At 68.8% G+C, this 13044-nt stretch carries 12 protein-coding genes and 1 tRNA gene; 4 read left to right on the top strand and 9 right to left on the bottom strand.

The features are described from left to right. Positions 1-119: 119 nt before the first annotated feature. Positions 120-1673, bottom strand: a complete 1554-nt coding sequence (locus tag J7E88_RS18070) for a PP2C family protein-serine/threonine phosphatase (protein ID WP_215182269.1) — start codon at positions 1671-1673, stop codon at positions 120-122. A 494-nt stretch (positions 1674-2167) separates the two neighbouring features. On the opposite strand from J7E88_RS18070, the gene J7E88_RS18065 reads away from it, so the two are divergent. Together J7E88_RS18065 and J7E88_RS18060 are read left to right on the top strand one after the other, a co-directional pair. After that, on the top strand, positions 2168-2908 hold the full coding sequence (locus J7E88_RS18065; protein ID WP_215182268.1) for a bifunctional DNA primase/polymerase: 741 nt from the start codon (positions 2168-2170) through the stop codon (positions 2906-2908). A gap of 213 nt (positions 2909-3121) precedes the next feature. Beyond that, a complete protein-coding gene (locus J7E88_RS18060; protein ID WP_215182266.1) occupies positions 3122-3730 on the top strand; it encodes a hypothetical protein in 609 nt (202 codons plus the stop codon). Between the two features lie 192 nt (positions 3731-3922). Here the strand turns inward: J7E88_RS18060 and J7E88_RS18055 are convergent, their stop codons facing one another. From J7E88_RS18055 to J7E88_RS18045, 3 genes are all read right to left on the bottom strand, one after another. After that, on the bottom strand, positions 3923-4906 hold the full coding sequence (locus J7E88_RS18055; RefSeq protein WP_215182264.1) for a DUF5926 family protein: 984 nt from the start codon (positions 4904-4906) through the stop codon (positions 3923-3925). A gap of 318 nt (positions 4907-5224) precedes the next feature. Continuing rightward, positions 5225-5809 carry an ATP-binding protein gene (locus tag J7E88_RS18050; protein WP_251022814.1) on the bottom strand — a complete coding sequence of 195 codons (585 nt, stop codon included), beginning with the start codon at positions 5807-5809 and terminating at the stop codon, positions 5225-5227. Between the two features lie 67 nt (positions 5810-5876). Further along, positions 5877-6677, bottom strand: coding sequence for a glycerophosphodiester phosphodiesterase (locus J7E88_RS18045; protein WP_215182260.1), 801 nt, complete (start codon positions 6675-6677; stop codon positions 5877-5879). A gap of 287 nt (positions 6678-6964) precedes the next feature. Here J7E88_RS18045 and J7E88_RS18040 point away from each other — a divergent pair, with 287 nt between their 5' ends. Together J7E88_RS18040 and J7E88_RS18035 are read left to right on the top strand one after the other, a co-directional pair. Then, a complete protein-coding gene (locus J7E88_RS18040) occupies positions 6965-8461 on the top strand; it encodes a trypsin-like peptidase domain-containing protein (protein WP_215182258.1) in 1497 nt (498 codons plus the stop codon). A gap of 89 nt (positions 8462-8550) precedes the next feature. Further along, positions 8551-8637, top strand: a tRNA-Ser gene (locus tag J7E88_RS18035). Between the two features lie 142 nt (positions 8638-8779). On the opposite strand, the gene J7E88_RS18030 is transcribed toward J7E88_RS18035, so the two are convergent. The 5 genes from J7E88_RS18030 to J7E88_RS18010 form a co-directional block, all read right to left on the bottom strand. Then, positions 8780-9421 carry a hypothetical protein gene (locus J7E88_RS18030; protein WP_215182256.1) on the bottom strand — a complete coding sequence of 214 codons (642 nt, stop codon included), beginning with the start codon at positions 9419-9421 and terminating at the stop codon, positions 8780-8782. A gap of 35 nt (positions 9422-9456) precedes the next feature. Continuing rightward, a complete protein-coding gene (locus J7E88_RS35975; RefSeq protein WP_215182254.1) occupies positions 9457-10617 on the bottom strand; it encodes an ImmA/IrrE family metallo-endopeptidase in 1161 nt (386 codons plus the stop codon). 33 nt (positions 10618-10650) lie between these two features. After that, entirely contained in the window at positions 10651-11304 is a 654-nt protein-coding gene (locus tag J7E88_RS18020; RefSeq protein WP_215182252.1) for a hypothetical protein, read from the bottom strand. A gap of 172 nt (positions 11305-11476) precedes the next feature. After that, entirely contained in the window at positions 11477-12871 is a 1395-nt protein-coding gene (locus J7E88_RS18015; RefSeq protein WP_215182250.1) for a site-specific integrase, read from the bottom strand. Further along, positions 12865-13038 (bottom strand): AlpA family transcriptional regulator, encoded by a 174-nt coding sequence (locus J7E88_RS18010; RefSeq protein ID WP_215182248.1) that lies wholly within the window; start codon positions 13036-13038, stop codon positions 12865-12867. The genes J7E88_RS18015 and J7E88_RS18010 overlap by 7 nt, the downstream gene beginning before the upstream one ends. Positions 13039-13044: the final 6 nt, after the last annotated feature.

Raw genomic sequence — 13044 nt, 5'->3', positions numbered from 1 at the left:
TGGGCCTGTCGGCCTTCGCGATACGAGAATGGGCCCCGGCCGCCGTTCGGGCGGGAGGGGCGTCTCCATCGTATGTGCGAGGGGAAGAGCGGCGGAGCGGTCCTGTGAGAAGTGGTGAATCAGTCGAAACGGGCAGCCAGCAGGACGACGTCCTCGCCGTCGTCCGCCTGGTCCAGTCCCTGCGGCAGCATGGTGTGGAGCACGTGGTCGGCGATCGCCGCGGGATCGTTCCTGGCCGCTTTCGGCACGCTCACCGCGGCCGAGTGCAGCCGTGCGAACGCCCGGTCCATGGGGTCGCCGGTGCGCCGGAGCAGCCCGTCGGTGTACAGCAGCACCGTTTCTCCAGGCTGCGTTGACAGCTCCACACTGGGCGCCTCCCAGCAGGCGAGCATGCCCAGCGGCGCCGACAGCGAGGTCTCGACGAACTCCGTGCGGCGCTCCCCGATCACCAGCGGCGGGGTGTGTCCCGCCCCGGCCAGGACGATCTTGCGGGAGGCCGGTTCGGCGTACGCGAACAGGGCCGTCGCGGTGCGCGCGGGCTCGGTCAGGCGCAGCAGCAGTTCCAGATCGGAGAGGACCGCGACCGGGTCCTCGCCCTCCATCACGGCGTACGCCCGCAGGGAGGCGCGCAGCCGGCCCATCGCGGCGAGCGCGCTGGGGCCCGATCCGCTGACCGATCCGACCGCCAGCCCGAGCGCGCCTTCGGGCAGCGGCAGCGCGTCGAACCAGTCGCCGCCGCCGCGTGGTCCGCTCCGGTGCCGCGCCGCGAGCTGCACACCGGGCACCCGGGGCAGCCGGCTGGGCAGCAGTTCCTCGGCCACGGTCAGGGCGGTGGCGCGGGCGCGCTCCAGCTCCAGCAGGCGGGCGAGGTGCTCGGTCGCGTAGCGCATGTAGAGGCCCGCGAGATGGATCTGGCGCTCGACGGGGGAGGCCGGTTCGTCGTAGAACCAGACGGCCGCGCCGAGCGTGCCGGACTCCTCGGTGGACAGCGGCGATGTGTAACTCGCGGCGTAGCCGAGGCGGACGGCGACCTCGCGGTGCAGCGGATGCAGCGAGTCGTCGGCGAGCAGATCGGGGTGGGCGACCGGTCCGGGAACGGCGGCGGGGGGACCGTGGACGGTGCCGTGGTGACGACCGTCCAGGATCGAGCCGTACGCCGTGACCTCGCGCGGCACGGTCTCGATGTGGCCGAGGTCGGCGTGGCTGAGGCCGAGGCCCCTGGTGCGCGCCGGACCGCTTCCGGCGCTGAACGCGCCGTCGCGCGCGGGGTCGCCGGGCGGTTCGAGGACGACCATCCCGCGGCGGGCTCCGACCAGTGCGGCACCCGCACTCAGCAGTTCGTCGAGCGCGTCGTCGAGCGTGGAGGTCCTGATCAGACGCTCGGTGAGCTCATGGAGGGTGGTGAGGTCGGAGACCCAGCCGGCCAGCCGGTCCTGGATCACCGCACCAGGCGCGGGCGGTGCGGCATGTACGGGGGGCAGCGGAGCAGGATTATGAGTCGGCGCGGGGACCGTTGAATCGATTCCGGCCACTTTCGGCAGGTGCGGGGCGCTCACGGCTGCCGGCTTTCCGGCAGGTGTGTTTCGCTCAATAGCATCGCAAACCCCCATGTCCATCTGCGCCGCTACCCATGCATCCACATCTACACGCACACGCAAGGTGATGTCCAGCATTGTCCCGGTGGGATTGATGGTGTCTGCAGGACTGTTAACTTGGCTGAAAAAAGCACCCGATGGCGGATGTCTGCGGTCGACTGAGGGCGTTCGGCAGGGGGCCCCGGGGTGCAGACTCCAGGGAGAGCGTCATTGCAAGCGTGCTGGGTACGTGTACGTAGACGGTGATGGCCAGGGGCAGTTGGACCGCCCCCGGAACCTGGCAGCGGGCCCGAGCGTCTCAAAGCCAAAGGGCCGCGCCCCATCCTCGAGTGGCGGGGAAGTTCAGAGCGGGACAGCAAGCGCCAGGCGCGCGCCACCCCTCGCCATGCGTTTAATGGACTACAGCCGACGTTCGGCCCTCGGGCGGCGATCCTGCCGCAGGCACCGAGGGGGCGCCCATGCCAGTGGCACGGGCGGTGACGCGCCGATCAGTACGCATTTGTACGCACAGTGAAGTCATGCACACGTGTTGTGATGTGGACCCGGCGTTCAACGGAAAGGAACGAGCGCTCATGCGCGAGATCCTCGGAAGGCGACGCAGGCTTCGGTACCGGCGCAAGAAGGGGCCGCTCCCACTCGCAGCGGCCCTCACCTGCGCCGCCGAGTGGGGCTGGCCCGTGCTTCCCGGTGTGGGAACGACGACCGCGGTGGGCGGCTCCCCGGAAGCCTCCGGAAGAAGCGGCGGTGACCGCGGGCGCGGCTGCGCCTGCCCCGACCCGGAGTGCGTCGTCCCCGGCGCGCACCCCTTCGACCCAGGACTCCTGGCGGCCACCACCGACGAGCAGATGATTCGCTGGTGGTGGACCAACCGGCCCACCGCACCCGTCGTGCTGGCCACCGGCGGCCGTGCGCCCTGCGCACTGAGCCTGCCCGCCGTCGCAGCGGCCCGGGCGCTGGCCGTGCTCGACGGCATGGACATGCGCCTCGGCCCCGTCGTCGCCACGCCCACCCGGTGGTCGCTGCTGGTCGCCCCGTACAGCTTGGAGCAACTCGGCGAGCTGCTCTTCGTCAAGGACTGCGTGCCCAGTTCGCTGCGGTTTCACGGCGAGGGCGGCTATCTGGTGCTGCCGCCCTCGGAGACGGGGACCGGGCAGGCGCGCTGGGAGCGGGCGCCGCTGCCGGGGTCGGCCGCGCCCTGGCTGCCGGACGTGGAGGCGGTGGTGGACGCGCTGGTCGAGGCGAGTGCGAGCAGCGCACCCGACAGCGGGCTGTACCCGCCGGAGGCGGGCGAGGGCAGCCGGCTCGCCTACTGACGTCCGGTCCTCGGCACGAGGCGTTCGTCGCGGGCGGGCCCGCGTGCCGGATGACCGGTCTCCGAGGTGCGGCGCGGCCCGCTGCGTCACTCGTACGGGTAGGAGCCGGGCCGACTAGTCACGGAATTGGGCGCGCGCCGATCTGGGCGCGCGCATTTCGTGGATACCTTCGCCGCAACCGTCCGTAATTCGCGCGCAGTCGGCAGGTGGCCCATGAATCTCCGCATGATCGGGCTCGCCGCTGTGGTGGCCGTCGCCACGCTGTTCCCGCTCGCCGCGTCGGCCGGAACGGCCGGCGTCCCAGGCGCCGGATCACGGTCGTCCGGCGGGGAGGGCCGCAGGACCGGCGGAGCCGGGGACGGGGCCGCCGGATCCGCGGCGGACCTGCTCTCGGGGCTCGGTGCAGCCGACGGGGCGGCCGGGCACGAAGGGGCGCATGGTACTGGAGTCGGCGAGCAGGTCCCACCGCACGCCTCCGAGCGATGTGGGCCGGAACTCGCCTCCCCGGACAGAGTCGTGGCGCAGACGTGCGTCCTGAGCGGGGGCGGGGAGACCTGGGCGCGTACGTATTACCGCAATGCGACGGGTGAGGAATTGACGTCCGTGTTGACCTTGATGGGCCCCGGCGGGCGCACCTGGCAGACGAACTGCCGGGTCGAGGGGGGCGACGAGCCGGGCACGTGCGAAACTCCTCGGGAAGGTTCGCTGGGTACGCCGTCGCACTACTTCGCCATCGCGGAGTTCGCCGCCGCATGGGCCGGCGCCGACGCGCCGCTGCTGCTGCGGTCCGGGAGCAACTCCCGTATAGGGATGGGTCGTTGAGGAACCGAACGCTCCGGAAATAGAAGCGCCCGGTCGCTGGCGACGGGGGATGCACCAGCGACCGGGCTTCTAGAACGGTAACAAGAGATCTGCGGTTCGCAAATTCGATCTCTGTTATTCGGACAGGGATTTACCTGTCGATAGAGCGAGTTGTGACTGGAGTCACCCGAAGTTCCGGAGTATTCGTCACTCTCAGCTGAGGGTGACCTGGCGGTTGGTGAGACCGCCGCGGGCCCGGCGCTCCTCCGGAGTAAGCGGAGTATCGACCTCCAGGGCGGACGCGAGGCGCTCCGCGAACTCGGCGGCGGGCTTCTCGCAGTCCTCGGCGCCCATGGATCGCGGCAGGTCCCAGACCGGCACCATCAGCCCGTGGGCACGGAAGGACCCGACCAGACGGGTGCCCTCGCCGAGCGAGGAGGCACCCGCGGCGTGCAGCCGGGCCAGGGCGTCGAGCAGCCGCTCCTCGGGGTGCGGCATGACCCAGCGCAGGTGGTTCTTCTCGGGTGTCTCGCACCAGTAGGCGGCGTCGACCCCGGACAGCTTCGCGGTCGGGATCGCCGCGGCGTTCGCACGCTCGAGGGAGGCGGCCACATCAGGGGAGGCCTGCTCGGCCGAACCCGGAACCCAGAACTCGAAGCCGGAGTGGACGGCCGGCTCGAAGGCGGCGTCCAGGTCGAGCAGATCCTGCAGCCGTACGTCTGACGCCTGGTCGCTCGCAGTGACGGGCGTGCCGGGCTCGGCGGCGAATGCCCGCTGCAGGGTGCCGGCGAGGTCGCGGCTGAGGTCGCCGGACGGCGTGTCGTTCTGCAGGCCGAGCAGCACGGAGCCGTCGTCGCGGCGCAGCGCGGGCCAGGCCATCGGCAGGACGGTCGCGAGCGTCACGGACGGCACGCCCTCCGGAAGCCCGCCCTTCAGGGACAGCTCGACGGTGGCGGCGGGCACCAGCTCGCGCAGGGCCACCCAGTCGCACTCGCCCGGCAGGCCCTCGAAGGGGCGCTGGACGAGTTCGGTCACGGCGTGCGCGGCGGCCCGGCCGTGACAGGCCTTGTAGCGGCGGCCCGAGCCACAGGGGCAGGGCTCACGCGCGCCCACGACCGGCACGGGCTCGTCGACGCCTGTGGCCCCGGCCTTGGTCCGAGGGTTCGTCGCCTTGGTCTGGGGGCGCTTCTTGGCCATGGTGCGGCTTTCTCCCGATGCGGCGGTGCTGTGTCGGGCGCGAGCCTAGCCGTCTGCCGGGGCTGTGGGGGAGCGGTGCCGCGCCTCGGGCCGACGGCGTGGCGGAAGGAGAGGTGACGGATGGCCCGATACGGGGCTGTGCGTTGGGTCCGGATGTGCGGCCTGGTCGGTGGGAGCGCGGCGCAGGGTCCGGTCCGGATGTGCGGCCCGGGTCGGTTCGGACGGGAGGCCCAGGCGGGCTGCGTCGGGTCGGGACGCGAGGCCCGGACGGACCGGACGCGTGGCGTCGCGTCGGTCCGGATCACGGAAGGCGCCGGATCAGTCCAGCTCGTCGAAGACGTCGGCGAATTCGAAGGACGGGCCCGCGATGCGTGTAGCGAAATCCTCGCGGCGGTGGCCTTTGGTGACGATCACCCACACGGTGACCTCACCGCCCACGCCGTCCCGCACGCCCCACTCCTGGGCCAGTGCCCTGATGATGTTCAGCCCGCGGCCGCCGCGTGCGGTGACCGAGGGCGTGGCCGGAACCGGGCGGGTCGGACCGCCTCCGTCCGTCACCTCGACCGTGAGCCCGCCCGCATCGTCCACGCGCCAGGCGGCGCGGACGTCGCCGTCGCCCACATCGGCGCGGCCCAGGGGCCTGCCGTGGCGACACGCGTTGCTGAGAAGTTCGGACAGGATCAGAACTGCATCGTCGACGACCGCTTCGGATACGCCGCTGTGGTTCAGCTGCTCACGCATCCTGTGTCGAGCCTCGCCCACGCCCGCAGGGCCATGGGGTACGGCCATGCTCGACGACGTGGGCACCTCCTGTGCCACCACAAACGCCACCCCCGAGACCTCCTTTGCCCCACGCCACGGTGTGAATGCCCCAATGGACTGGACCGGAAACCGGCCAACCATGGACGAGTGACGCACTCGACACACCGAATACGCACGGAACGCGCCGGGGCACGCCCTGTGACTACGGTCAGGGGCGGCCCAGTTGGGAAAGAACCTGTTTGGGGCGATTGGTGATGATCGCGTCCACCCCCAGGCGGATGCAGAGTTCGACGTCCTCGGGTTCGTTCACGGTCCACACATGGACACCGTGGCCCGCCTCCTGGAGCCGGGCGACATAACCGGGATGGCTGCGCACGAGCCGGATGCCGGGGCCCGCGATCCGCGCCCCGCCGGGCAGCCGTCCGTCCCGTAGCCGCGGAGTCATGAACTGCGTCAGATACACGGTGGGCAGGGCGGGCGCGCCCACAGCGATCCGGTGCAGGGAGCGGGCGGAGAAGCTCATGACCCGCACTCTGGACTCCTCGGCCGACGGCGGCGAGTCAAGGCCGAAGCGCCCGAGCAGCTTCAGCAGCCGCTCCTCGACCTGGCCGGCCCAGCGGGTGGGGTGCTTGGTCTCGATGGCGAGCTCGATGGGGCGTCCCGAGTCGGCGACCAGTTCCAGCAAGCGTTCCAGGGTCAGGACCGAGGTCAGGGACGGGTCTTTCCAGTCCGGGCTCTCCGGTGCGTCCTTCCAGGAGCCGAAGTCGAGGGCGGCAAGATCTGCCAGTTCCAGGGCGGAGACCGCGCCGCGGCCGTTGGACGTACGGTTGACGCGGCGGTCGTGTACGCAGACGAGATGGCCGTCGGCGGTGAGCCGCACATCGCACTCGAGGGCGTCCGCGCCGTCCTCGATCGCCTTGCGGTAGGCGGCCAGCGTGTGCTCGGGGGCGTCCTCGGAGGCGCCTCGGTGGGCGACGACCTGGATGTGTTGCTGCCGTGCTTGGGTCACCGCGTCATGGTGTCATCGGGAGGGGGCACACGGATGCAGGAGGGCGGCGGAACGTATCGTTCCCGGCCGCCTTCGGCTGTCCTGGACGTCCGGAGCCGGCAGCGCCGGCACAGCCCGGTCGGACGCCCGGGGATGCGTCCGTTTCGCCGGAAGTAAAGGATTGCCGGAATACGCACAGCTCCTGCTTACAGTGGCCTGACGTGCTGTGGGAAAAGCTGTCTGCGGACGGATCGTGCCGACGAAGCGGAACGAACCGACGACGACGTGGAATCTGAGGAGACAGAGCTGTGAGCACCGAGAACGAGGGCAACGCGGTTCCGGCCGCCCCGTCCGTACCTCCTCGGCCGGGCACCGCTCCCGAGGGTCCTCCGCCCGGGCCGGGCCCCTCCCCCGCCGACGGATCCCCTTCTTCTCCCGCGCAATCCCCTGCGCCTGGGGCCGCCGAGGCGGCTGGATCTCCGGAGCCCTCCGAGCCCCCCGAGCCGACGACAACGGCCGCGGCCGCGGCCGAGCGACCCTGGCACTCCTCCCAGCCGGATCCGGCCGCATCGCAGCACCCCGGCGCCGGGTGGCCGCCCCCGCCCGTCGCCCCCACCTACGGAAGTCCCGCATGGGGAGCACCGGTCCCGCCGGCCCAGCCCCGGCGCAAGCGGACGGGCGGACTCGTCGCGGCCGTGCTTGTCGCGGCGCTGGTGGCGGGCGGTGTCGGAGGCGGCATCGGCTACTGGGCAGCGGAACGCAACGACGACGACGCCGGTTCCACCACGGTTTCCGCCGTCTCGCCGCAGGACCTCAAGCGCGACCCCGGCACGGTGGCGGCGGTCGCGGGCAAGGCACTGCCGAGCGTGGTGACCATCGAAGCCAAGGCGGGCAGCGGCGACATGGACAGCCCCGACGGCGGAGGCGAGGCGGGTACGGGCACGGGCTTCGTCTATGACAAGGAAGGCCACATCCTCACCAACAACCACGTCGTGGCCTCCGCGGCCGACGGCGGCACGCTGTCGGTGCTGTTCTCCAACGGCAAGAAGTACGACGCCGAGGTCGTCGGCCGGGCCCACGGTTACGACGTCGCCGTCCTGAAGCTGAAGAACGCCCCTGCCGGTCTGGCCCCGCTGCCCCTCGGGAACTCGGACAAGGTCGTGGTCGGCGACTCGACCATCGCGATCGGCGCCCCCTTCGGCCTGTCCAACACGGTCACCACGGGCATCATCAGCGCCAAGAACCGCCCGGTCGCGTCCGGCGACGGCTCAAGCGGCAAGAACTCGTACATGAGCGCGTTGCAGACCGACGCCTCGATCAACCCGGGCAACTCGGGCGGTCCGCTGCTGGATTCCAACGGTGCGGTCATCGGCATCAACTCGGCCATCCAGTCGGCGGGCAGCGGCCTGGGCCAGTCCCAGGCCGGTTCGATCGGCCTCGGTTTCGCGATCCCGATCAACCAGGCTAAGACGGTGGCCGAGCAGCTGATCAAGACCGGCCGCCCGGTGTACGCGGTGATCGGTGCGACGGTCGACATGGCGGGTGACGGCACGGGTGCCAAGATCGCCACCGAGGGCGCGGGCGGCACGGCGGCAGTGCCCTCCAACGGCCCTGCGGCGAAGGCGGGTCTGCGGCCGGGCGACGTGATCATCGGCTTCAACGGCAAGACGATCGACAGCGGCCCGACACTGATCAGCGAGATCTGGAACCACAAGCCGGGCGACAAGGTCACGCTGACGTACGAGCGCGACGGCAAGGAGCGGACGGCCGAGCTGACCCTGGGCGAACGCGAGGGTGACAGCTGACCGGCCCTTCACGACTCGGAACGCTGCTGCACCCAATGGGCACCGCCCGGTAGTCTGTAGCCGCTCCGGGACAGGCGCCCGGGGTGCTGGGTGGGTTGCCCGAGCGGCCTAAGGGAACGGTCTTGAAAACCGTCGTGGCAGCGATGTCACCGTGGGTTCAAATCCCACACCCACCGCGTATGGCACATAAGGCCAGGTGAGAAGGGGTGCCGCCAAGCCGGCGGCACCCCTCTTATATTCGAACTGTCTCACGCTTTCTCGCGTGTGCCCCGCCCCTGATCAGGGCGTGTGGGCCAGTGGCGGGCCAAGCCCGCGAGGCTAGCTCGGGCGCCCTCGGCGGAGGCGAAGTCTCTGTGACAGCCCGCTGACTGACTGCGCTGGCGTAGCGAACAGCAGGGAGTGCACTCTCGCCGCGAATTCCATCAGCTCGGTGTGCAGCGTCGACATCGCCTTGGAGTACTCCACATAGGCCGCCCTCGTGGCCTCAGGGGAGTGATCGGCGAAGACCCAGCCACCCCACTCGTCTAGAGCCGAGGTGGCCGTGTACACCGCGTTGAGCAGTGTTGTGAGCGCAGCCTGCTCCTCTGCAGGGAGCATCAGCCGAAGAGTCCACTCAGCGTTATGCAGCTCCTGGATGCGAGCATCGCGCTCTGCTTCCGCAGCGTCGTACCGCTGACCAAGGCGTTCGCGATCGTTCGGATCGCGGCGGCTCGTCTGGATGATCCGAACCATTTCCGAGAACTGCCGCCGGGACGCTTCGACTGCGGCTCCAACTGCCGCGTAGGCTTCGCGACGCTTAGCAGTGGCTTCAGTGTGGAGGTGCGCTGCAGCCTGCAGCTCAACAACGGCGATCTGCGCGCGTGCAGCAGTCCGGGCGTTGGCAAGTCCGATCAGGGAGCCGACCACGCCGGCCACTGCAGCGATTGCAGCACCGATGATCACGCCAGTCTCTGGGGTCATGTGCAGAGTCTGGCTGGGGATAGCACCCGAAGGGACTATGCCCTTCGAAGTTCCACCACGTTCCCGGGGAGAGCTGAGACCGCCGTGCGTGCTTGCTCTTGGACCACGGCCGGGGCCTCCCGCTGCCCAGACACCACCTGTTCCATGAGGTCCACTGCCCAGCCGCCAGTAAGGCTCGAGAACAGCTCAGGCGTGGCTCGGCGGCCCAGTCCTCGCTCGGCCATAACCGTCAAGAGTCTTGGGCGTTCGGGCTCTTGGTCCGCCCAACCTGGCTCCTGTACTCGCCAAGTAACCCCTGTGGTTGGGTCGCGTCGTGCTGAGAGCTGCTTGAACAGACCGGCAGCGCGGTCGGCCTCGATCAACCCTTGGTTCTTGCCGTGAACGATCAGGGACGCCAACGACATCTGCCACCGCTGCTTCAGAGGCATTAGCGATGTGAGCGTCACAGCAGTGGGCCACTCCTCCCGCAGCATTGCTGCTGGCAGGAGGAACTCGTTAGCGAATCGGTTGGCCTCTTCCTCGTCCACCTCACCGGCGGTTCCGCGGTGGAGTGCAAGGTGACCGGCTTCGTGGGCAATTGACCACCGAGTGCGTTCCCACGAGTTGACTGGCCTCGCCACGACGAGTGGCTGCTCGTGGAAGTCGCCGGCCCAGACGGAGAAGGCGTCGTGCTTAGCGTCAGGCATGTCCACGTCTGCAACCACGATCGGCACGCCAGCGCGCTCTAGGGCGTGGGTCACGTGTCCGATCGGCTCATCTTCCGCGACGTCAAGGGCGTGGCGTGTCTGTCGAGCGGCTTCTTCCGGCGTGATTCCCGGCCGCAGTGACGTAGGCAACCGCAGGGGTGGCTGGGTGGCATGTTCACCAAGAGACGCCAAGAGCTCTGCGCTCATCTCTGAGAACGTCGTGAGAGCGTCCACCTGGGCCGCTTTGATCGACTTCTTGGCCCGGAAGAGGAGCGAGCCCCGGTGGATGGGAAGACCCGGCGGCTGGAGGAAGAACTCCATGGGGAACTGCAGCCGCGTCGCCAACATCCTCAGCCGCATCCGTGGCATGTCTGTTGTCGTCGAGCGCTCCAACGCTGTCCACGCGGATGGCGAGATGTCTAGCAGCCCTGCGAGCGGCTTGATGGGGCTGTGGCGGATGGTCCGCGCCTGGCGGACGCGGTGTCCGTAGACGGCGATCGTGTCAGCCACAGCAACCCATCTCCATCACGTTCCTCGTCGGGCCTATGCCTGTGGTGGCGCGTCTCCCGTTCCGTCGGCCCTGAGAGGCCGCCGGGGCTCCACCAGGTCGTCGAAGTCGTCCTTCGGCGCACTGGAGGCAGCCGTTCCGACCACACCCTTCAGCGTCGCAAGCGGAGGCACCTCGGCAGAGGCGCAGACCACCATAGGCGAGCGTTGCAGCTCGTCGAGATTGTCCACGATCACTGCACGGAAGTCGCTCAGCAGGTCGCTCTGATCGATACACCACACTAGGACGGGCGTCAGTCCTGGCCCAAGGGTGTCCCCTGCCGGATCGAAGATCATAGGCTGATGTACGTCCGGCTTCGTGTAGATCGACCGGTCGAGCGCCGGCGATTCGTGGATCTTGCGGACACGAACCTCGATGCCAGTCGCCTTCTCCACCAGGCACACGGAGCGATTGGGGCGGGGGACCAGCCTGAATCTGCCTGACTGGAAGACGGGGTTCTCCGCCGCGAGCAGTACGCGGTCCCTCATATCCATCGCGACAACGGCCCCCTGGATAGAGGTCGGCCGCGGCCGCTTCTTGCGCTCCGGCACCATGGCCTGAGCGAGGCCCTGTTCGCAGTACTCGCGCATCCGCGCCAGGTCCACCACATTGCGCTGCACAAATGCGTCGAGCCACGACTGTGGGTTCATGGCTGAAATTTTCGCAGCAATCCCACATGACGTCAACCGCCTTCCTGCAGCTCAAAATCGAACTTACATGCGCTTATGGTGACGCTACCAAGGGCAGGGGTGCGCCGCCGATCGATCGGGCATCAGTCCCACTTCTGAGTGGTGTTCACGACCTGTGCAGCTGCAGGCAGCGTCATCGCTCGAGCTCTTTGGCGATCAATTCGTTGGCTCGGCCCTGCTGGCCACGCAGCAGCCTGGCGTAGAAGCGGTATAGGACGGCCAGGCTGTGGCCCGCTCGGCGTGCTACTTCGGCAGGGTCAACGCCTGCCTTGATCCAGAGCGAGATGCCTGCATGTCGAAGCGAGTATGGGACGTCTGCGAGCGGCGTCCGTGCTTCAGCCGGAGTTAGGGCTATTCCACGGGCTGCATCCCAGAGCTCGGAGTATTCGGTGGACCGTACCCGGCCACCTCGGGCGGCGCGAAAGAGCCTGCCATCGTCTGCTATGCCGTACTTCTCCCTGTGATCACGGATCATCTTCACGAGAACGGGAGGGATCGGCACAGTGCGAGTAGCTCCCCTGGCTCGGCGTTTCAGTCCTCGCTGCTCATACGAGCTCCCGTCGTCTGTCCAGCCAGCACCTACTTCGGGACGACTCTCTTCCAGGATCAGCTCACCCCAGGCATCTGCATCCACCTCGCTGGGGAGGACGCAGTCGGTGTCCTTGAGCGAGGCGATCTCGCCTGGACGCATGGCCGCGTAGTAGAAGCAGCCGAAGAAGGCTTCAAGATGCTCCCCGCGAGGGCCCTGCGCCCTCACAGCGCCGATCAGGCCGCGAGCCTGCCGTGGGTTGGGGACGTAGCGGAAGTCCACTTCGTCGTCAGTTGCGGGAGGTGCCCAGTCGACCCGTGGCAGGGGATGGAAGTCCAGGTGGCCTCGCTCGACCGCGTACTTGAGAGCGTTGCTCAACACGGAACGCTTTCTCAGAAAGGTGTTGTCGGCCGCGGGTTCGCCGTTCACCTTGATCGACAAGGCCTCGAGCGCCTTGCGAAGGTGCTCCGGTTTGGCCGCCTCCCGAACCTTTATGGAGTGCTTGGAGAGCCAGGTCAACGCCTGGGCGATCTCTTCCGGCATGGCTTCGACCTCGCTACGTGACGCCCACCTTCCGTCGGGCGTTCGAGCCATACGGAAGGCCCATGAGTGCAGCGCGGTGCGAAGGGTCTTTGAATCAGGGGCACCGCGGTCGGACGTGACGAATGCAGGGGTGGCGACAGCAAGGCCCTCGCTGATTCCAGCGCGATGCTTTGCCGCAGCCTTCGGCCACTTCATGAGGGCGTAAGCGAGGGCGTGCTCGTACCACGTAGGTGAGTTGAGCGCTGCCAGCTCGGTGGCGGGCAGGCCGGTGTCGACGTCGAACTGCTCGCGCTTGTTGAGCGCCCTCAGCAGCTGTGCCCGCCGTCCGTCGGCTTGGGCCTTGGTCCTGTAGCTCTTGGAGTGGGGCTGATTCTCGGTCCTCCAGCGGAGCTCAAACGGCTTGGCGCGTCCCTTCCGCTCTCTGATGCTCCAGATCTCTACGTCGTACGTCAGCAAGTGGGTTCCTCCTCCAAATCGTTGAGCCACTTCTCGAAGTCGGCGCGGCGGAAGCGGAGCTGGCCGTTGGGGAGCTTGAGGCACTTGGGGGACTGGCCGCGGGCGCGCATGCGATAGAAGGCGGCACGGGACATGCCGAGTTCGTCCAGGACGTCGGCGAGCTTCATGTGAGG

The organism is Streptomyces sp. ISL-10, from assembly GCF_018614575.1.
Lineage (GTDB): Bacteria > Actinomycetota > Actinomycetes > Streptomycetales > Streptomycetaceae > Streptomyces.
This window is presented reverse-complemented; position numbering and strand designations above follow the sequence as displayed.

Excerpts from the sequence above, each read along its gene's own strand:
- J7E88_RS18060 (WP_215182266.1), top strand. The coding sequence starts at position 3,122 with ATGAATCTCCGCATGATCGGGCTCGCCGCTGTGGTGGCCGTCGCCACG.
- J7E88_RS18055 (WP_215182264.1), bottom strand. The coding sequence starts at position 4,906 with ATGGCCAAGAAGCGCCCCCAGACCAAGGCGACGAACCCTCGGACCAAG.
- J7E88_RS18020 (WP_215182252.1), bottom strand. The coding sequence starts at position 11,304 with ATGAACCCACAGTCGTGGCTCGACGCATTTGTGCAGCGCAATGTGGTG.
- J7E88_RS18010 (WP_215182248.1), bottom strand. The coding sequence starts at position 13,038 with ATGAAGCTCGCCGACGTCCTGGACGAACTCGGCATGTCCCGTGCCGCC.
- J7E88_RS18065 (WP_215182268.1), top strand. The coding sequence starts at position 2,168 with ATGCGCGAGATCCTCGGAAGGCGACGCAGGCTTCGGTACCGGCGCAAG.
- J7E88_RS18030 (WP_215182256.1), bottom strand. The coding sequence starts at position 9,421 with ATGACCCCAGAGACTGGCGTGATCATCGGTGCTGCAATCGCTGCAGTG.
- J7E88_RS18070 (WP_215182269.1), bottom strand. The coding sequence starts at position 1,673 with ATGCTGGACATCACCTTGCGTGTGCGTGTAGATGTGGATGCATGGGTA.
- J7E88_RS18050 (WP_251022814.1), bottom strand. The coding sequence starts at position 5,809 with ATGGTTGGCCGGTTTCCGGTCCAGTCCATTGGGGCATTCACACCGTGG.